Annotated in this window: 16 protein-coding genes; 13 read left to right on the top strand and 3 right to left on the bottom strand. The window is 65.7% G+C overall.

Annotated elements, in window-relative coordinates; genetic code table 11:
* Positions 1-401: 401 nt before the first annotated feature.
* Together dnaA and thyX are read right to left on the bottom strand one after the other, a co-directional pair.
* Complete coding sequence (gene dnaA / locus PHP91_RS14085; RefSeq protein ID WP_300141969.1) at positions 402-1,760, bottom strand: chromosomal replication initiator protein DnaA; 1,359 nt, start codon at positions 1,758-1,760, stop codon at positions 402-404.
* A 610-nt stretch (positions 1,761-2,370) separates the two neighbouring features.
* A complete protein-coding gene (gene thyX, locus PHP91_RS14080) occupies positions 2,371-3,105 on the bottom strand; it encodes an FAD-dependent thymidylate synthase (protein WP_300141966.1) in 735 nt (244 codons plus the stop codon).
* 123 nt (positions 3,106-3,228) lie between these two features.
* Here thyX and PHP91_RS14075 point away from each other — a divergent pair, with 123 nt between their 5' ends.
* A complete protein-coding gene (locus tag PHP91_RS14075) occupies positions 3,229-3,672 on the top strand; it encodes a DUF2721 domain-containing protein (protein ID WP_300141963.1) in 444 nt (147 codons plus the stop codon).
* On the opposite strand, the gene PHP91_RS14070 is transcribed toward PHP91_RS14075, so the two are convergent.
* On the bottom strand, positions 3,666-4,193 hold the full coding sequence (locus tag PHP91_RS14070; RefSeq protein WP_300141960.1) for a hypothetical protein: 528 nt from the start codon (positions 4,191-4,193) through the stop codon (positions 3,666-3,668). The two genes, PHP91_RS14075 and PHP91_RS14070, sit on opposite strands and share 7 nt — an antisense overlap.
* Before the next feature lie 86 nt (positions 4,194-4,279).
* On the opposite strand from PHP91_RS14070, the gene PHP91_RS14065 reads away from it, so the two are divergent.
* The 12 genes from PHP91_RS14065 (at position 4,280) to ahbC (ending at position 18,362) form a co-directional block, all read left to right on the top strand.
* The gene (locus tag PHP91_RS14065) at positions 4,280-5,254 is read left to right on the top strand and encodes a zinc dependent phospholipase C family protein (RefSeq protein WP_300141957.1); all 975 of its coding nucleotides are present in this window, start codon (positions 4,280-4,282) and stop codon (positions 5,252-5,254) included.
* Between the two features lie 84 nt (positions 5,255-5,338).
* A complete protein-coding gene (locus PHP91_RS14060) occupies positions 5,339-6,115 on the top strand; it encodes a hypothetical protein (RefSeq protein WP_300141955.1) in 777 nt (258 codons plus the stop codon).
* A 115-nt stretch (positions 6,116-6,230) separates the two neighbouring features.
* A complete protein-coding gene (locus tag PHP91_RS14055) occupies positions 6,231-7,913 on the top strand; it encodes a glycosyltransferase (RefSeq protein ID WP_300141953.1) in 1,683 nt (560 codons plus the stop codon).
* A 236-nt stretch (positions 7,914-8,149) separates the two neighbouring features.
* On the top strand, positions 8,150-9,043 hold the full coding sequence (locus PHP91_RS14050) for a flagellin (RefSeq protein ID WP_300141951.1): 894 nt from the start codon (positions 8,150-8,152) through the stop codon (positions 9,041-9,043).
* A gap of 163 nt (positions 9,044-9,206) precedes the next feature.
* Positions 9,207-10,898 carry a flagellar filament capping protein FliD gene (gene fliD / locus PHP91_RS14045; protein ID WP_300141948.1) on the top strand — a complete coding sequence of 564 codons (1,692 nt, stop codon included), beginning with the start codon at positions 9,207-9,209 and terminating at the stop codon, positions 10,896-10,898.
* A gap of 24 nt (positions 10,899-10,922) precedes the next feature.
* A complete protein-coding gene (gene fliS, locus PHP91_RS14040) occupies positions 10,923-11,741 on the top strand; it encodes a flagellar export chaperone FliS (RefSeq protein ID WP_300141945.1) in 819 nt (272 codons plus the stop codon).
* A gap of 96 nt (positions 11,742-11,837) precedes the next feature.
* Entirely contained in the window at positions 11,838-12,908 is a 1,071-nt protein-coding gene (locus PHP91_RS14035) for a glycosyltransferase family 4 protein (protein ID WP_300141942.1), read from the top strand.
* Complete coding sequence (locus tag PHP91_RS14030; protein WP_300141939.1) at positions 12,905-14,116, top strand: glycosyltransferase; 1,212 nt, start codon at positions 12,905-12,907, stop codon at positions 14,114-14,116. The genes PHP91_RS14035 and PHP91_RS14030 overlap by 4 nt, the downstream gene beginning before the upstream one ends.
* Positions 14,117-14,207: 91 nt before the next feature.
* A complete protein-coding gene (locus tag PHP91_RS14025) occupies positions 14,208-15,446 on the top strand; it encodes a YIP1 family protein (protein ID WP_300141937.1) in 1,239 nt (412 codons plus the stop codon).
* Between the two features lie 10 nt (positions 15,447-15,456).
* Positions 15,457-15,792, top strand: coding sequence for a hypothetical protein (locus PHP91_RS14020; RefSeq protein ID WP_300141935.1), 336 nt, complete (start codon positions 15,457-15,459; stop codon positions 15,790-15,792).
* A gap of 101 nt (positions 15,793-15,893) precedes the next feature.
* Entirely contained in the window at positions 15,894-17,027 is a 1,134-nt protein-coding gene (locus tag PHP91_RS14015; RefSeq protein ID WP_300141932.1) for an OmpA family protein, read from the top strand.
* A gap of 141 nt (positions 17,028-17,168) precedes the next feature.
* Positions 17,169-18,362 (top strand): 12,18-didecarboxysiroheme deacetylase, encoded by a 1,194-nt coding sequence (gene ahbC, locus PHP91_RS14010; protein WP_300141929.1) that lies wholly within the window; start codon positions 17,169-17,171, stop codon positions 18,360-18,362.
* Positions 18,363-18,429 lie beyond the last annotated feature (67 nt).

Raw genomic sequence — 18,429 nt, 5'->3', positions numbered from 1 at the left:
ATGGGCGCGGGAGTTCTACAATCGGATTTTGAGCCGACACGGCGTGCCGCAAAAGGCGATCACCGCGCTGGCTCGAAAGCTGGCCGCTTTGCTGTGGAAGCTCAGCTTGCCTCCGGCAACGGCCTGACGGATCGCGGGGGGCTTTAGGTAGCATAGGCTACGAACAAAAATTGCGATCCAAAACAACTACCGTACCGAATCGGTACTTGGTGCCACAGAGCACGAATAAGAAAATGAATACAACAAATTAGCCGTTATGGTGAGGGTGAAGTATGGCCTGTAAAATGGTAAAATCAAGATATACGGGAGTCCTTGACATGGGGCCGCATAAGAGAAATGCCCCCCGGGGCCGCGACGCCGTATGACCGATGCGGCGCGGCCCCGGAGGAACATGTGGGGGCTTAGGGGGTGAGCCGGTCTGCGGTCTGCTCGATCTGGCGGCCCAGTGGGGTCTGGAGGGAGATTTCGCGCTCCACCTTGGTGATGCCCTTGAGCACGGTGGAGTGCTTGCGGCCCAACCGGTCGCCGATGTCCTTGAGGGACAGGCCGGTATGCTTGCGGGCCAGGTAGAAGGCGGTGTTCCGGGCAAGAACGATCTGCCGTTTCCGGCTCTTGGATTTCAGTTCCTCCTCGGACAGGGCGTAACTCCGACAGACGAACTCCAGGATGTTGGCGAAATCCGGGGAGCAGTGGCGGATGGCGTAGTTTTCCAGCACGTCCCAGGCCAGGTCCATGGTCACGGCCCGGTTGAGCAGGCGGGCCTTGAGGACCAGGTTGCTCAGAGCGCTCTCCAACTGGCGGATGTCCGTCGTGATGCGCTCGGCCAGCAGTTCAGAAACCTCCACCGGCACGTCGACCTGCATGCAGCGAGCCTTTTCCGCCAGGATGCGGCGGCGGGTCTCCATGTCCGGCCGGTCGATATGGGCCAGAAAGCCGGAGCAAAACCGGGAGATCAGGTGGTCGTCCACGCGGGAGAACTCGCGCGGCATGAACGAGCTGGTCATGACCACCTTGCAGCCCCGGTCGCGCAGGGCCGTCAGGGTGCAAAGCAGTTCCTCCTGCATCCGCTCCTTGCCCTGGAAGAAATGGACGTCCTCCAGCAGGAGCACGTCGATGCCTTCGCGAAACTGGGCCTTGAAGCGGTCGATCTCGCGGGCCTTGAGGGCCAGGACCATGCGGGTGGCGAACTCCTCGGCCGAGAGGCAGGCCACGCGCAGGTTGCTGCGGTTGGCCGAGCGGCACAGGGCGTTGCCCACGGAATGGAGCAGGTGCGTCTTGCCCAGGCCGGGGCCGGAGCTCAAAAAGAGATGGTCCGAGGAAAAGGCGCTGTTGCAGAGGGACTTGCTGGCCGCGCAGGCCAGCTCGTTGGAGGGGCCGACCACGAAGTCGTCAAAGGAGAAGCGCCAGTTGCGCATGGACAGGGGCCGGATGGGGTCCACGAGGGGCAGGCCGAGCTGCTCGCCCGGCTCGGGAGGACGAACGACCTTGCTCGCCTGCCGGGGCGCGGGAGCTCCCTTCTTTTCCTGGCTGGCCTTGACCGAGATGCGCGGCTGGCCGCCCATCACTTCGCTTGCGGCTTCGCCGATCACCTGCAGCAGGCGGTCGCGAACCCAGTTGGCGACGAACTCGTTGGGGGCGGTCAGGGTCAGCCTGCCGCCGTCCACGCGGCCGTCGAGCGGTTTAATCCATACCTGGTAGAGACCGGGATTGAGACTTTTTTCGAGTGAGGTGAGAATTTGGTTCCAGGCAGTTTTCATCATGCAGGGTGGAGTAGTTGATCGGCGCGAAAGAGACAATTCTTGAATTTCAACCGTGCCCACAAAGGTCGGCCAAGGTTATCTACAGGGTGCCGAGCTTATAACTCATTGAATTTAAAGTAATTACAATGAACACTACGCGCGGAGACGCTTTGCGGGCCGGAACCTGTGAAACAGACGCGTGACAAGGCTTCCCAGCCTCTCAATAAATTCTAGAGCTTCTATTTATCAACAATTGTTGAAAACGTTTTCAACACAATGGCATGTCGAATCCTTCAAATATCTCACCTTCAGGTTATATTTCAGCAGGACGGATTTTTTTTTCTACCGGTTATGCAAAATCAGTTTAGACACAATTGTCAGACACAAACACTAACACCTCTGATTCATTGGAGTATTTAAACAAGGAATCATTCCCATAATTAATTCGGCCAATTTCGCCCCGGCCATTGACAACCGGGACGCCCCGGCGGGCCGGGGGTTCCCGGCCGATGCCATTTTGAACACCCGGAACCCGCCAAAAACTTGGGATAAAGAAGATTGCAAAAAAAATCTCAAGGAACCTCAAGGGGCTTCTCGGGATGGGAGTATCTCCCGAACTGGGGGAAAGTAATCAGGCGGGCTTATCGCGTGTGGGATACTTGCCGCAGGCGAATTTCGGCGATTCCGGGCAGTAACCGAGCTGCTCGCAGCGTGCGCCGCCGTTGGCGAATATGGCGGGCAGCTTTTCCTTGCAGATGGCGAGCATCGCGTCGGCCATGGCCCGGATCTCCCACTGCGCCCTGTTACAGCAGCGCAAATGGAAGAAATGGTGCAGGCTGCGGCAGTTCATGGTCATGACGATCTTGGTCTCCGCCGCCTGGGGCAAAACGAACCGGGCATCCTCGTTGGCCTTGGCCTGTCGGCCATGGGCCACCAGGATGTCGCGCAGGTCCGAGTAGGCGGACTGGACTTCGCCCATGAAACGCTCGAACCGCTCTCGCGCCTCGGGAATCCTGGCGATGGCCGGGGGCAGGATGTACTCCATGTCGTTTTCCGTCACGTAGCGCTGGCTCTGCTGGGAATAGGAGGCGATCCGGTGGCGCACGATCTGGTGGGAGCAGGCGCGGGAGATCCCCTCGATGGCGAAGGTCATGGAGACGTGCTCCACCGGGCTGTCGTGCCCGGACTCCAGGGTCTTGGAGACGAAGTCGGCCTGCACCTGCGGGTCGATCTCCCCGCTCAGCAACCGGGGCCACATGTCGGCCGCGAACCCGGCGTGATAGCATTGGCGGAAGGCGGCATAGATAAGCGAGAGGGCGTCGGGGGTCATGGCCAGGAATTCGACCCTGAGTTTCTTTTCCGGCATTGGCGTGGGACTCCAAAATAGGTTAGGGTTGACAGGCCCCATTCTTTACCTTAAAGCCGGGCTCCTGTCACCCGGCACCCTCCGCCCATCCAGGCGGCGGGCACTTAAACCCCTTATGCTGTTATGGAAACATCCGACCTCGTCACTATCCTCCAGGCCTCCATCGCCCCCTTTGTCCTCATCTCCGGCATCGGCCTGATCCTGCTGTCCATGACCAACCGCATCGCACGGCCCACGGACATCCTGCGCAGCCTTCTCCCGCAGCTCAAGACCGCGCCCGAAAAGGACGTGCCGTCCCTGCAGGGCCAGATCGCGCTGCTGCGCAAGCGGTGCGGCCTGCTGCGCAACGCCATCACCTTCTCCTGCCTGGCCGTCATGGGCGTGGCCGCGGTCATGATCCTGCTCTACGCCAGCCTGCTCTTCGCCGTCCAGCTCACCGGAGTCATCAAGGCCATCTTCGGGCTCTCGCTGCTCTGCCTGGTGGTCAGCCTGGTCTACCTGATGCTCGACCTGCGCATCACCCTGTTCTCCCTGGACCTAGAAATCGAGCGACACCGCCGTCAGTAGGCGATCTTCTCCAGCGCGTCCCCGACCATGGCATCCGGCGTTCCGCCCGCCTGCACGATGAAGTGCAGGACCTCGTAGAAGACCGGCTCCATGACGGCGAGGCGCGCGGAGAATTCGCGCCAGAGGTCCTCTCGGTCCGCCGCGCCTTCCCGTTCGGCCGCCCGCGCGGAGAGGATGCTTGAGTCGGCCATGAGGTAGAAAACCTTGCCCGCCCCGTGGATCAGCGGGCGGACGGCCGGGTCCTCCACCAGTCCGTCGGCCAGGACGACGATGGTCCCGCGCCCTGCCAGGGCCGCGGCGGCCGCCGCCGCGTCGCCCGGCGTGGCCACCGGCGCGCCGGTGCGTTCGGCCAGGGCCTCGGCCAGGGCCGCCTTGCCGCTGCCGGGCAGGCCGACCAGGACCACGTTGCCCGTGTCCCGCCAGGCGTCGGCATAGTCCTCCCGGCGCTCGCCCTTGCCATGGGACCGGGTCGCCCCGGCCTCCTCCACCTGCACCAGTTCATTGATGAGATATTTACCCATTTCGGCTCCTTGCTGCTGCGGTTTTGCCTTGCGCCCCGGACGGTATCAAGTACCATAGGGACATTGCAAACCCTGTTCGGAGTCCCATGCCTCAGGATCTGATGCATTTCAAGATCGCCGAGCTGACCGCCCGCCGACTCGCCGACACCCGGTTCGCGCCCTGCCTGGCCGGACACCGGTCCGCCCTGCTCTTGGGCGCGGTCTTTCACGACGCCCTGTTCTACGCCCTGCGCCGGGGCGCCGAGCCGCTGGAGGCCCTGGCCCACCGCTTCCACTGCATGGACGGCGAGGACCCCCTCGACCTGCTGCGGATGCAAGCCCGCCACGCGGCCTCGGCCAAGGACCGGCCCCAGGCGGCCGCCGTGCTCGCCGGGCTGGCGGCCCATCTCTTCGCCGACGCCGTGCTGCACCCCCTGGTCTGGCACTTCACCGGCGACTACTATGACCCGGAGCCGAAGGCCCGCACCCTGGCCCGCCAGCGCCACCGGGCCATGGAGGGACTCATGGACCGGGCGGCCTGCCCAGGGATGCTCGGCGCGCCCGCCTACCGCATCGGCCGCCTGCTGGCCGAATGCCCGGCAATCGCGGGGGACGCCGTCCCCGTGGCCGGGCTGGCGGAGCTGGCCCGGATGACGGAGGCAGACGCGGCCGTGGCCCTGCGCGCGGCCTGGGTCCTCTTCGGCCGGATACAGCGGGCCTGCGCCATGCGGCCCCTGGCCCGCGCCTTCCACCTGCTGCGCCCCGTGCTGCCCGATCCGGCCAGGGAGTTCGAGGCCCTGTTCCACGCCCCGCAGCGGCTCGGCCAGGCCGGCTTCCTGCAAGGGGAGATCGCCTACGCCCACCCGGTGACGGGCGAGCGGGCGGCCCTGACCCTGACGGACGCCATGGACCGCGCCGCCGGGCTGGCGGCCAACTGCTGCCGCGAGCTGGAAGGCGCGGTATTCGACGGGGCCGAACCGGCCGCCGCCGCGCCCGCACCCTCCATGGAGACCGGGCTGCCGGGCGTGCCTACCAGCCGCATGACGCACTTCGCCGCCCCGCCCTTTCCCGACCTTTCCTGATCTTTGCCGAAAAAGACGCGACCCCCCGGTTGCTCTGCAACCGCAAATCCTCTATATTCGTTTATATCAAGACAAGGAGTTACCATGAAAAAATATCTGTTTATCGGGGGCGGCGTCATCGTGGTGGCGGTTATCGCCATGATTATCCTGGCCGTGATGAATCTCGGCTCCATCATCAAGACGGCCACCGAGACCTATGGCCCGAAGATCACCAAGACCGAGGTCAAGCTCGGCTCGGCGGACATCTCCATCCTGTCCGGCTCCGGCACGCTCAAGGACTTCCTGCTGGGCAATCCCAAGGGATTCTCCATGCCCGAGGCCCTGAGCTGCGGCACCATCCGGGTCAAGGTGGACACCGGCTCCCTGACCTCCGACACCATCGTCATCAAGGAAATCTACATCGACGGCCCGGTGATCAGCTACGAGAAGAAGGGCGGGACCGACAACTTCCAGACCATCCTGGCCAACATCCAGAAGACCGTGGCCAGCGACGAGAAGGCGGCCAAGTCCTCCTCCGGCGCGGAGCCGAAGAGCGACACCGGGGCGGAGAAGAAGGTCGTGATCGAGGACTTCGTGGTCAAGAACGGCAAGATCAACCTGGGCGGCTCGCTGCTCAACGCCTTCGGCGACCAGGGCATGGGCATCAGCCTGCCCGACATCCACCTGACCGACATCGGCAAGGACAAGGAGACCACCCCCGCCGAGGCCTTCGCCATCGTCCTGAAGCAGATGACCGGCGACGTGGGCGGCACTGTCACCGAGGTGGGCAAGCAGCTCAAGGAGCAGGTGGGCAAGGCCGTGGAAGGCGTCACCGGCAAGGCGGGCAGCGCCATCAAGGGGCTGTTCGGCGGCTCCGAGTAGCCCCTCCGGCAACCGACATTGCGGGCCGCGCTCCCTTCCGGGGGCGCGGCCCTTTCATTACCTCTATATATATGCCCTTGCCCGTCCGGACCGGAATGCAGTACAGGAATACACCATGACCAGCCCCGCCTACACCGCCGAAGCCGTACCCGCCGCCGGGCCCCTGAACGATGTCCGCGTCCGCGTCGGGGGCAAGACCTGGCATCTGTGGGGACGCGACGGCCGCGCGCGCGAGGAAGCCCTGGCCGGAACCGTGGCCGACGACGCGCTGCCCGTGCTCCTGGGCGCGGGGCTGGGCCATTGCCTGGCCCGGCTGGCCGAACGCGGGCTGCCCGTGGCCGTGGCGGACCGCGAGGACGCCATCGAGGCGGTGACGGGCGTGCGCGAGGCCTGGGCCGGGACGAGGGACGTGCTCTGGCTCGACGACGCGGACCCCGGCCGGGTTTTGGACCAGTTGCACGCATGGCGGCGTGAACACGGCAACCGGCCCTTCGCTCCCCTCTCCCTGCCGCTCTACCTCCGCCTGGCCCCGGCTCACTATGCGGCGCTGGCGCAGCGATTGAAGGACGCGGCCGCCTTCCAGGCGCGGCTGCGCTACCCGAAGTTCGCCGACGCATCGCCCCGGGTCCTGTTCTTCGACGCGGACTATTTCCTGTGCCGTGAGATCCGCTCCGGCCTCGCTGCCAACCGGGCCGAGCTGCGGGTGCTTCCGATCCCGGCCGGGCCCACCGTCTCCGGCCGGTTCATCGAGGCCCTGCTGCGGGACGTGGCCGAGTTCCGGCCCGACTTCGCGCTCACGGTCAACCACCTGGGCCTGGACCGCGAGGGGCGGCTGGCCGGGCTCCTGAACGAGCTGTCCGTGCCCCTGGCCTCCTGGTTCGTGGACAACCCCCACCTGATCCTGCACGAATACGCCCACCCCGGCGTGGACAACACGGTCCTGTTCACCTTTGACGCGGGCAACCTGGACCTCCTGCGCGCCAAGGGGTTCGCCAACGTCCACTACCTGCCCCTGGCCACGGACCCGGAACGGTTCCGCCCCGGCATCGGCGGCGCGCCGGACGGCTGGGCGGCCGACGTCTCCTTCGTGGGCAACTCCATGGCCCGGCCCGTGGCCGAGACCCTGGCCCTGGCCGACCCGCCCGCCGGGCTTGGGCGGGACTACCGGGCCGTGGCCGAGGCGTTCGGCGCGTCGGGCGAAGCGTCGGTGGCGGACTTCCTCAACGCGCACGAGCCCGAGTGGGCCGCCCTGCACCGCACCCTGGACAAGCCGGAGCGCCGCCTGGCCCTGGAGTCCCTGCTGACCTGGGAGGCCACCCGCCAGTACCGGCTCGCCTGCGTCCGGGCCACCCTGCCCTTCCACCCGCTCGTGGCGGGAGACGACGGCTGGCGGGCCCAGCTCGGACCGCCGGACGGCTGGCGTCATCTTCCCCGGCTGGACTACTACGCGGACCTGCCCCGGTTCTATCCCTGCGCGAAGATCAACTTCAACTGCACCAGCCGCCAGATGATCGGCGCGGTGAACCAGCGCGTCTTCGACGTCCCGGCCTGCGGGGGCTTCCTGCTCACCGACCACCGCGAGCAGATGGAGAATCTCTTCGACCCGGGCGCCGAGGTCGTGGCCTACCACTCGGCCGAGGAGATTCCGGACCTGGTCCGCTCCCTGCTCGCCGATGCGCCGCGCCGACGCCGCGTGGCCGAGGCCGCCCGACGCCGCATCCTGGCGGAGCACACATACGCCCGCCGGGTGGCCGCCCTGCTCGCGGTCATGCGCAACACCTTCACCGCCGCGCCCTAAGCCTCCGCCGCCCTCCGTTCCCCCTCTGCCCGCCGGACCGCCTTCCGCGTCCCGGATTCTTTTTTGTTAAGGAATCATTCTTAACATTTCGCTTCCAAAAAAAATCGTTAAGTCAGCCTAAAGTTTTCTCTGTTTACGACGATGATAAGGGCAACACGCGAGAGAAATGCCCGGAGAATACCAGGCCGGGCAGGAAACTCAGGCAAGGAAGCCGAACCACTTTCAAGGAGGAAATTATGGCTCTGGTTATCAACAACAACTTGATGGCGATGAACGCGTCCCGCAACTTGGGGAGCCACTTCAGCGCCCTGGAAACGTCGACCCGTCGCCTGTCCTCGGGTCTGCGCATCTCGCAAGCCTCGGACGACGCCGCCGGCCTGGCCGTCCGCGAGCTGATGCGCGCCGACGTCACCGCCCTGCAGCAGGGTATCCGTAACGCAAACGACGCCATCTCCCTCATCCAGACGGCTGACGGCGCTCTGGGCGTTATCGATGAAAAGCTGATCCGTATGAAGGAACTGGCCATGCAGGCCTCCACGGGTACCTACAGCTCCGACCAGCGTCTGATCATCGACTCCGAGTATCAGGCCATGGCTTCGGAAATCACCCGAATCGCCAACTCGACCGACTTCAACGGCATCTACCTGCTCAACGGCAACCTCTCCGACGCCACCCACTCCGGCAGCGGTCTGGTTTCCACCGGCAAGCTGAAGGTCCACTTCGGCACCGGCAACGACTCTGCGGAAGACTACTACTACATCCAGATCGACACTTCCACGGCCTCGGCCCTGGGCGTCGGCCTGGCCGCCGCTTCCGGCAACTCCGGGCGTTCCATCTCCACCCAGGCTCTGGCCCAGGCCTCCCTGTCCGCCCTTCAGGACGCCATCGTGTCCAAGGACAAGATCCGCGCCAACCTGGGCGCCCTCCAGAACCGTCTGGAAAACACCGTACAGGTCCTCGAAATCCAGGCCGAAAACGTCCAGGCTGCGGAATCCCGCATCTCCGACGTCGACGTGGCTACCGAGATGACCGAATTCGTCAAGAACCAGATCCTGACCCAGGCCGCGGTCTCGATGCTGTCCCAGGCGAACTCCCTGCCGAGGATGGCCCTGTCCCTCATCGGCGGCTAACGGTAGCGAAGTCGCACCGACCGTGCGCATGTGGCCGGGTTCCCGTGCGGGAACCCGGCCTTTTTTTTCCCCGGTCCGCCCCACTCCCGAGGTGGCACCAGGATTGCAAGCCTGATGGCGACCCATAGTGAATAGGGAAATTATTTCCACATAGGGAAAAGCCATGGCAGACTATACTTCCGGAGCAATCAACTTCACCGGGCTGGGCAACGGCACCGACTTCAACGACCTGATCGACGGGCTCATCCAGGTCGAACAGGGCCGTGTCACGCGCCTTGAGGAATGGAAGTCCTCCTGGGAGACGAAAAAGGAGCAGTTCAACGACCTGAACACCCAGCTCCTCTCCCTCAAGACGTCCCTGGAAGGCTTTGACACGGTCAACGAGTTCATGACCAAGACGGCCACCAGCGCCAATACCAACTACCTGACGGCCACGGCCAGCAGTGAGGCGATGGAGGCGTCGAACTCCATTGAAATCGGCCAGTTGGCTACCACGGACACGCACATCACCGCGTCCGGCACAAGCTCGCTCACCTCCGCCATCACCTCCACCGCCACCAGCTTCACCTTCTCCTACGCTGGCGAAACCCACACCATCAGCAACATCTCCGCAGGCACGACCCTGCAGGGCTTCGTCAACATCATCAACAACCACGCCGAAAGCCGGGGGGTCATCCGCGCCTCGACCATCTTCGACGGATCGGTCTACCACCTCCAGCTCAACGGGCTGGACCAGGGGGCGGACAACCAGCTCGTCATCTCCAGCGCGGGCGACATCATCTTCAACGCCTCGGACTTCAACGAGACCCAGAATGCGGTCAACTCGCAGATTCGGATCAACGGCTTCCCCTCGGCGGGCGGCGGCTGGATCGAGCGCTCCTCCAACGTGGTCAGCGACGTCATCGAGGGCGTGACCCTGAACCTCAAGGACACCACGATGGGCTCCACCGTCCAGGTCACGGTCGCGACCAACACGGACGACATCAAGGCCAACGTGGAGAAGTTCGTCAGCGCCGTGAACGTCATCCGCGCCCAGATTCAGGCCATCACCGACGTGGACGACGAGGGCAACGGCTCCGTCCTGACCGGCAACTACGGCGTGGACATCATTTCCCAGAACCTCAAGAACATCACCGCCGAACTGGGCATCGGATTCATCCCCTGGGACAAGGACACGTCCACGGGCGACCGCTATACCGGCCTCTCCCAGATCGGCATCAGCACGGACGCGGCAAACGGCTCCGCGACCTACGGCCTGCTGACCATCGACTACGACGCGCTGAACGAAGCCCTGAAGAACGACCCCGAGGCCGTAGCCCGGCTCTTCTCGGCGAAAAACGACGGCGAGAGCAGCTCCCCGGACTTCACCTTCCTCTCCCTGATCGAGGGGACGACCAAGCCGGGCATCTACAAGGTGGAGGTGGTCAGCGACGGCACCAAAATCGTCAGCGCCACCATCAACGGCGAGGAAGCCAAGGTCTCGGGCTGGGAAATCATGGCCAAGTCCGGCGACTCCCTGGGTATGTCCTTCCGCCTCGACAACACCGGGGCGGGCACCCACACGGGAGAAATCGCCGTGAGGATGGGCAAGACCGGCGAGATGATCGACGAGCTCAAGGACCTGACCCAGCCCTACAACGAATATACATACGAAGGCGGTCCCCTGGCGGTCCTGCAGAAGAACTACAAGACCATCATGGACAACATCGACTCAAAAATCACATTCGAACAAAACCGCATCGACAAGATGGAGCAGAACCTGAAACTCAAGTATGCGCGGCTGGACGCCCTTCTCGGGCAGTATGAACTCCAGCAGGGGCAGCTCGATTCCGCCATAACCCAGCTGTCGTCCTAGCGGCGCATGCAAGGAGGATAAGACATGGCCAACCCGGCACGGGCCTATCTCGCCACGCAGGTGGAAACGACTTCGCAGGGGGAGCTGCTGGTCATGCTCTATGAGGCGGCCATCAAGTTTCTCAAGCGGGCCAAGATCGAGATAGAAAACAAGGACTACGCCAAGAAGGGCATCTACATCTCCAAGGCCATGGCCATCATCCATGAGCTGACCGAGAGCCTGAACAAGGAAAAGGGCGGCAACATCACGCCCACCCTCCTGTCCCTCTACCAGTTCTGCACCATGCAACTGATCCAGGCCAACATCCGCCTGGACACCAAGCGAATCGACGACGTCATCCGGATTCTCGACGGCATCCGCTCGGCCTACGCCCAGATCGTCACCCAGGAAGATGGACGGAGCACGGCCGCCAACATCTCGGCCCAGGGCCAACTCCAGGCCCAGGCCAGCGCCCAGGCCGCCGTCACCCGGCAGGCCCAGGCCCCCGGCGAGGAACCGGGCGCGGCTCCGGCAGCGCCCCCCACGCCTCCCCCGGCCGCGCCGAAACCGGCGGGCCGCTACGGCCTCTCGGGCCTGTCCGGCATGGCCATGCGCAAGGGCGGCCTCGCCGCACCTCAAGGCGCACCCCAAATCGCACAGCCCGTGACCGCGCCGCCCGTGGCTCCGCCGCCGCCCGCGCCGCCCCGCACGGCCGCCCCGGCTCCGGAACAGGCGGCCCCGCCCCCCCCGGCCGCGCCCACGCCGCCCCCGGCAGCGCCGCAGCCGCCCATCCAGCCCAAGCTGCGCACCGCGTTCAACGCGGCCAAGTTCCGGGCCGCCAACGCCTACAACAGCAATTCCTGACCACCCGCCGGTCCGGCCCCGCCGGACCGGCTTTTCCTTTCCGTCCCGGGACCTGCCGGAGTTTACAAGACCCTGCGCTTGTGTCACCTTTCGCCCATGTCCAAGCCCCCCGTCCGCGTCCTGCACATCGCCAACTCCCTGGGCCCAGGCGGCACCGAAAAGGTGATGCAGCTCCTTGTCTCCCACCTGGACCGGACCCGATTCCTCCCGGCCGTGTACAGTCCGGAAGACGGCGTGCGCGCGGCCCAGATCCGCGCCCTCGGCGTGGAGACCCACGTGGGCGGCGACCTCCTCGCCGTGCTCGGCCGGTTCCGCCCGACGGTGGTCCACCTGCACCGGGCGGGCTGCCCCGAACCCGCCCTGCTCACCCCGGTCAAGCGGGCGGGCGTCCCGGTGGTGGTGGAGACCAACGTCTTCGGTCGGCACGACCCCAGCCCCCAGGCCAGGATCATCGACCGGACCCTGTTCGTCTCCCGCTTCTGCCTCAAGCGGTTCACGCAGGCCACCGGCCTCGCCGACCCCGGACGCTACGGGTTCCTCTACAACCCGGTGGACACCGACTTCTTCGCCCGCGCGGCCAGGCGGGACCGCGACTTCTCCCGGCCGGTCATCGGCCGCGTCTCCCGGCCCGATCCCGGCAAGTGGTCCCGGCTCGCCCTGGACATCCTGCCCATCCTGGCGCGGGAGCTGCCCGGCTTTCGCTGCCGCATCCTGGGCGGCATCCCCGAGGCGCGCGACTTCGTCCGGGAGCACGGGCTCGAACAATCCGTCGTCTTTCACGACCCGGTGGCCACGGACGCGGAGATCGCCGCGTTCCTGGACCGGGTCTCGCTCCTGGCCCACGCCAACGACACGGGCGAGTCCTTCGGCCTGGTCATCGCCGAGGCCATGGCCTGCGGCCTGCCCGTGGTCACCCACCCGGCGGCGGGCGACCGGGACAACGCCCAACTGGAGCTGGTGGACCACGGCGTCACCGGCCTGGTGACCGACAACGCCGCCGACTACGCTGCGGCCGTCAAACACCTGCTGACCCACCCGGACGAGGCCCGGCGCATGGGCGAGGCCGGGCGCGCCAAGGCCGCCCGCCTCTTCCGCGTCCAGGACATCGCCCGGCAACTCGAAGACATCTATCTGGAACTCCTCCGGAAAAAAGGAATACCCGCATGAGCCGCACCCTGATCCCCCACTACACCGACGCGGTCCTGGCCTTCGACATGACGGACGGGCCCGCGTCCGCTCCGGCCGCCGCCCCCACGGCCGACGAGGTGCGGACCTTCACCGACCGTACCCTATCCCTGTTCGCCAAGAGCGGCGCGTCGGTCCTGGTCCTCTTCGGCCTCGGCTCCGGCCGCTGCGCCCTGGCCCTGGCCGCCGGACTGCCGGAGGCGGCCCGGCTCGTGGTCTGCGAGACCGACACCGGGACGGCGCGGAAGTTCCTGGCCGCCCATCCCGAGTGGCGGGACGAGGACGGCCGGGCCCACCTGGCGGCCGACAGCTCGGCCTGGGCCCTGCTCTACCTCCTCGCCCTGTCCGGGGCCAATGCGGAGAACGGTTCCACAGCCCTCTGCCCGGACCTCGGCAAGGCGGACCGCGACCGCTACCGCGCCCTGCAACGGCGCTTCCTCCAGGCCCGGCCCCACCTGGCCCTGAACAGCTCCTACCTGAGCCATGTGGCCGTCCAGGCCCCGGACCTCAGCGTGGGGGCCATCCTCAGCCCTGACGAGCCGGAACTCGACACGTTCTTCGCCCAGTTCCCGGACTGGGTGCGCGAGGTGGTGGTGATCTGGGACGCCGAGACCGCGCCTGACCGCGAGTTCGCCTGCGCCGCGCCGGTGCGCCACCTGGCCCACCCCCTGGACGACTTCGCGACCCAGCGCAACCGCATGCTCGACGCCTGCCAGGGCGAGTGGGTGCTCTACCTGGACGGCGACGAGCGGTTCAGCGAGGACGTCTGGTCCCTGTTCACCGCCCTGATGCTCATCAAGCGGCTGGCCGGTTGCTATTTCCCGCGCATGACATTTTTCCCGGACGAGACGCGCTGCAAGGTCGGCTTCGGCCTGTGGCCCGACCTCCAGTTGCGGCTCTTCCGCCGCGAGCCGTCCGTCCGCTTCGAGCGGCCGGTGCACGAGCGGCTCATCGGGGTCGAAGGCCGGGTGGCCCTGGCCATGGACGCGCCCATCCTGCACTACAGCCGGCTGACCAAGTCGCCCGAGATGCTGGCCGCCAAGCTCAAGCGATTCGACGCGGCGGGCGCGGGCCGGGTCACCCACCGGCTCAACGACGACTATCCTACCCTGGAACGGGCCCGTTTCGACGAGGCGTCATTCCTCGCCGGAGCCCTCCAGGTACTCCTGCTGGAGGAAAACCCGGCCTGAACCCGGTGCACCATTTGCGCAACGCTTGATTACGACGTACATATCGTATAGGCACACATCACGATAACTCCGAATCCTTCAAGGATTGACGATGCAAATAATCTGCCCCGAATGCCAGTTCGCCCGCGAGGTGGACGAGACCAAGATTCCGCCCCGGTCACAGGTAGCCACCTGCCCGAAATGCCACACAAAATTCAAGTTCCGCGAGCTGCCTGACGAAGAGCCCGCCGACGAGCCCCAGGCCCGGCCGGAGCCGCGTCCCGAGCCCGGCCCCGATCCGAGGCAGGCAGCTCCGCAGCCCCAGGCCCCCGGCCAGGACGAAGACGCGGAAAAACCCGCGGCTTCCGGGCCCCGGCAGGGCCCCCTGCTCTCCCCGCAGACCCGACGCCCCGCGCCTGAACCGGCCTCCCGCCCGGCCCCGCGCCCGACGCCGAAGCAGGACCCCGAGTCCGCCTTTCCCAACCTGCCCGATCCCGAGGAGACCTCCCAGGACGGACTGTGGGACAGGCTGGGCCGCATGACCCCGCCCGAAAAGCCGACTTCCGCACCCAGGGAAGCCGCGCCCCGGTCGACCGCACCGACCCCGCCGCCCTCCGCCCCGGCGGACCAGGAGCCCATTCCCGGCTGGACCGGCGAATTCAATGACGATTTTCCCGACCCCATGCTCACCGACGGCAACACCGGAAACGAACCGGAAGAGCCCATGCAGGTGCCGCCGCCCTTCGAGCAACTGGACCGCTACGGCTTCTTTCACGGCCTGTTCCTGACCATCAAGCTCATCCTGCTCTCTCCGAGGCTCTTCTTCTCGGTCATGCCGGTGGGCGGCGGGCTGGCCAAGCCGCTGACCTTCACCATCCTGGTGACCATGATCCAGAGCTTCGCCCAGTACATCTGGGGGCTGGCCGGGCTCTCGACCTCGGTCTCGGCCGAGGACGCCACCTTCTCCGGCATGAGCGCCACCATGACCGCCCTGGCCATGCTCCTGCTCCTGCCCGCGTTCATCACCGTGGCCCAGTTCGTGCTCACGGGCATCTACCACGTCCTGCTCGTCCTCATGCGGGGCGACAACCGGGGGTTCGAGGGCACCTTCCGCGCCCTTGTCTACTCCAACGCACCCATCGTCCTCGGCATCTTTCCCATGCCCTTCCGGTCCCTGGAGATCGGCTGGATGTTCTTCGTCGCGGCCTGGGGGCTGGTCCTGACCATCCTCGGCCTCAAGCTCATCCACCGCACCTCCTTCGCCAAGGTCGTGCCCGTGGCCATCATTCCGCTCCTGCTGGGCATGATCGCCGCCCTCTACCTCTACCAGGGGCAGCTCGCCACCATCTAGCGGAGACGGCATGTTCAAGTGGCTGAAGAAGAAAAAGGAGGCCTGGGACGCCAAGAGGAAGCTGGCCCGCCAGATCGACCCCCGCCAGTTCAAGCGGATGGCCGGGGAGATCCGCGACCTGGCCCTGCTGGCGGCCCAGCTCAGCCCGGACGGCAAGGACATCCGCCAACTCATCCGCAACGTCATCACCGAGATGGACCGCCTCTCCGAACTGGCGGACAAGCCGGAGTTCCGCCGCCTGTCCACGGGCAAGCGCCTCCTGCTCCGCCAGGGGCTCCTCGAATCACGGGAGCAACTCCTCGAATCCATCGAATCCGCGCCCGCGCCCACCCATACCATGCAGTAAGGCCCGGCACGGTACTTGCTTTTTTATCGGCACACGCGCCGGGAGCGTCGCCGAAGTGGCGGCCCGCCCCGGCCGGGCTCAACATCCAGCCGGTGAACGCCATGAAAAAAGCAATACTTCTCGCCGCATTGCTCGCCCTCAGCGCCTGCGGCCACGTCGACCTCTCCATCACGGACCAGACCAAGGTCTACTCCGACTCACCCGTCAGGAAATCGTCGCTCCAGGTGGCCGTACACCCCCGGGGCCGGCAGTTCCGCCCCCTGACCGCCTATTTCCATCCCTTCGTCATCCAGCAGCCCAACAGCGACTATGAACAGATCGCCGACGCCTTCGCCGAGATATTCCGCAACGCCTGGATGGAGGACGAGCTCTTCACGGTCATGGAGTTCCAGCCCGGCACCCGCTACGAAGGCCTGAACACGGCCCTGGAGACCGCCCGGCGGCGCGGGGCCGACCTGCTCGTGCTGGGCCAGGTGCCCTACTTCTATGCTGGCAACACCGTTGACGACACCGCCGTCACCATCCGCATCAACATCTACGCCACGGGCTCCGGCGACCTCATCTGGTCCATGATCCAGTCCGGCCGCATCGAGGACAGGCTGCCCGACGACTACATCTATTTCCGCCACGAATACCGGCTGCCCCAGGGCGCCTTCGACAAGATCATCCGGTCCATCGCCAAGGATATGGCCGTGCCCCTCAAGTCCTGGCTGCCCGACCCGAGCGCGAACTACCGGTTCGCGGACAACGCGGGCGACGTGAAGGCAGCCCTGGCCCCGACCACCGCAGCGGACGACATCAAGGCCAGGGAAAAGGACCTGCCCAGGGAAGGAACCCCGCCCAAGCCCACGGACCGGGACGACGCACGGGACGACGCGCGCCCCCAGATCAACGGCGTGAACCTGGACATCCAGTTCGACTTCGACAAGGCCTCCATCCGGCCCGACTCCCTGCACCTGGTGGACGCCGTGGGCGAGGCCCTGCACACGCCCGACCTCGCGGGCAAGAAGATCATCATCGCCGGGCACACCGACGACAAGGGCGACGCCGCGTACAACCTCGCCCTGTCCAAAAAGCGCGCCGACGCGGTCAAGGACTACCTGGTCCGCACCTGGTCCATCGCGCCCGAGCTCATCGAAACCGCGGGCTACGGCAAGAGCCGCCCCATCTCCACCGGCGCCTCCGACGCCGACCGCGAGCGCAACCGCCGGGTCGAAATCCGCCTCGCCGAATAGGGCGGTTGACTTCCTGATAATTATTCTTATTATTCCGCAAGGAACGCAGGGGGCCGATTCCGGCCCCCTTTTTTCGTCTTTTACACCCGCTCCGTTGTGTGATACGCCAAAGGCCTTCATCACCCAAGAGAGGAACCATTCATGATAGGCATTTCCAAATTGTACTGCGGCGCCGTGGAGCCGTCCGACGCCCTGCGCTACGGACGCGAGTCCGGGCAATTGCCCTCCCACCTGCTGCAATTTTCCAAGGATAAGAAACCCGTGGTGGTCTGGAACATGACCCAGCGGTGCAACCTGAAGTGCGTCCACTGCTACGCCCACGCTATCGATCCCAAGGACCACGTGGACCCCATCTCCACCGACCAGGCCAAGATGATGATCGACGACCTCGCCAAGTTCGGCGCGCCGGTCATGCTCTTCTCCGGCGGCGAGCCCCTGGTGCGCGAGGACCTGGTCGAGCTGGCCAAGTACGCCACCACCCAGGGCATGCGCGCGGTCATCTCCACCAACGGCACGCTCATCACCAAGAACAAGGCCAAGGAACTCAAGGAAGTCGGCCTGTCCTACGTGGGCATCTCCCTGGACGGCGCCGAGACGGTCCACGACCAGTTCCGGGGCGTCAAGGGCGCGTACAAGCAGGCCCTCAAGGGCGTCGAGAACTGTATGGCCGAGGGCCTCAAGGTCGGCCTCAGGTTCACCATCAACAAGCGCAACGCCCAGGAAATCCCCCACCTCTTCGACGTCCTGGAGGAGATGGAGGTTCCCCGCATCTGTTTCTATCACCTGGTCTACTCCGGCCGGGGCTCCCAACTGGTCAAGGAGGATCTCGACCACGCCGAGACCCGCGCCGTCGTCGATCTCATCATGGACCGCACCCGCGCGCTCTTTGACAAGGGGAAGCCCAAGGAGGTCCTGACCGTGGACAACCACGCCGACGGCCCCTACGTCTACTACCGAATGCTCAAGGAAGACCCGAAGCGCGCCGCCGACATCCTCGAACTGCTCAAGATGAACGAGGGCAACTCCTCGGGCCGGGGCATCGGCTGCATCTCCTGGGACGGCCAGGTTCACGCCGACCAGTTCATGCGCCACCACACCTTCGGCAACGTGCTTGAGCGCCCGTTCTCCGAGATCTGGACCGACCCGGAAATCGAGCTGCTCCACAAGCTCAAGGACAAGCGCCCGCACGTCAAGGGCCGCTGCGCCACCTGCCGCTTCCTGAACATCTGCGGCGGCAACTTCCGCGCCCGCGCCGAGGCCGTCTACGACGACTTCTGGGCCCCGGACCCCGCCTGCTACCTCACCGACGAAGAAATCAGCGGCGAACCGCTGTAAGCGAGGTTCGCCTCCGGCGGCCGGGGGAAGGGGAGAGGGAAACCCTTTGAAAAGGGTTCTCCCTCTC

Source organism: Pseudodesulfovibrio sp. (genome assembly GCF_028692895.1).
In the GTDB taxonomy this organism is placed as follows: domain Bacteria; phylum Desulfobacterota; class Desulfovibrionia; order Desulfovibrionales; family Desulfovibrionaceae; genus Pseudodesulfovibrio.
This window is presented reverse-complemented; position numbering and strand designations above follow the sequence as displayed.

Bases quoted from the DNA above. Each gene is read 5' to 3' on its own strand.
- PHP91_RS14075 (WP_300141963.1), top strand. From the start codon at position 3,229: ATGGAAACATCCGACCTCGTCACTATCCTCCAGGCCTCCATCGCCCCC.
- PHP91_RS14025 (WP_300141937.1), top strand. From the start codon at position 14,208: ATGCAAATAATCTGCCCCGAATGCCAGTTCGCCCGCGAGGTGGACGAG.
- PHP91_RS14015 (WP_300141932.1), top strand. From the start codon at position 15,894: ATGAAAAAAGCAATACTTCTCGCCGCATTGCTCGCCCTCAGCGCCTGC.
- ahbC (WP_300141929.1), top strand. From the start codon at position 17,169: ATGATAGGCATTTCCAAATTGTACTGCGGCGCCGTGGAGCCGTCCGAC.
- PHP91_RS14035 (WP_300141942.1), top strand. From the start codon at position 11,838: ATGTCCAAGCCCCCCGTCCGCGTCCTGCACATCGCCAACTCCCTGGGC.
- fliD (WP_300141948.1), top strand. From the start codon at position 9,207: ATGGCAGACTATACTTCCGGAGCAATCAACTTCACCGGGCTGGGCAAC.
- PHP91_RS14065 (WP_300141957.1), top strand. From the start codon at position 4,280: ATGCCTCAGGATCTGATGCATTTCAAGATCGCCGAGCTGACCGCCCGC.
- fliS (WP_300141945.1), top strand. From the start codon at position 10,923: ATGGCCAACCCGGCACGGGCCTATCTCGCCACGCAGGTGGAAACGACT.
- PHP91_RS14060 (WP_300141955.1), top strand. From the start codon at position 5,339: ATGAAAAAATATCTGTTTATCGGGGGCGGCGTCATCGTGGTGGCGGTT.
- PHP91_RS14020 (WP_300141935.1), top strand. From the start codon at position 15,457: ATGTTCAAGTGGCTGAAGAAGAAAAAGGAGGCCTGGGACGCCAAGAGG.
- PHP91_RS14055 (WP_300141953.1), top strand. From the start codon at position 6,231: ATGACCAGCCCCGCCTACACCGCCGAAGCCGTACCCGCCGCCGGGCCC.
- dnaA (WP_300141969.1), bottom strand. From the start codon at position 1,760: ATGATGAAAACTGCCTGGAACCAAATTCTCACCTCACTCGAAAAAAGT.
- thyX (WP_300141966.1), bottom strand. From the start codon at position 3,105: ATGCCGGAAAAGAAACTCAGGGTCGAATTCCTGGCCATGACCCCCGAC.
- PHP91_RS14050 (WP_300141951.1), top strand. From the start codon at position 8,150: ATGGCTCTGGTTATCAACAACAACTTGATGGCGATGAACGCGTCCCGC.
- PHP91_RS14070 (WP_300141960.1), bottom strand. From the start codon at position 4,193: ATGGGTAAATATCTCATCAATGAACTGGTGCAGGTGGAGGAGGCCGGG.
- PHP91_RS14030 (WP_300141939.1), top strand. From the start codon at position 12,905: ATGAGCCGCACCCTGATCCCCCACTACACCGACGCGGTCCTGGCCTTC.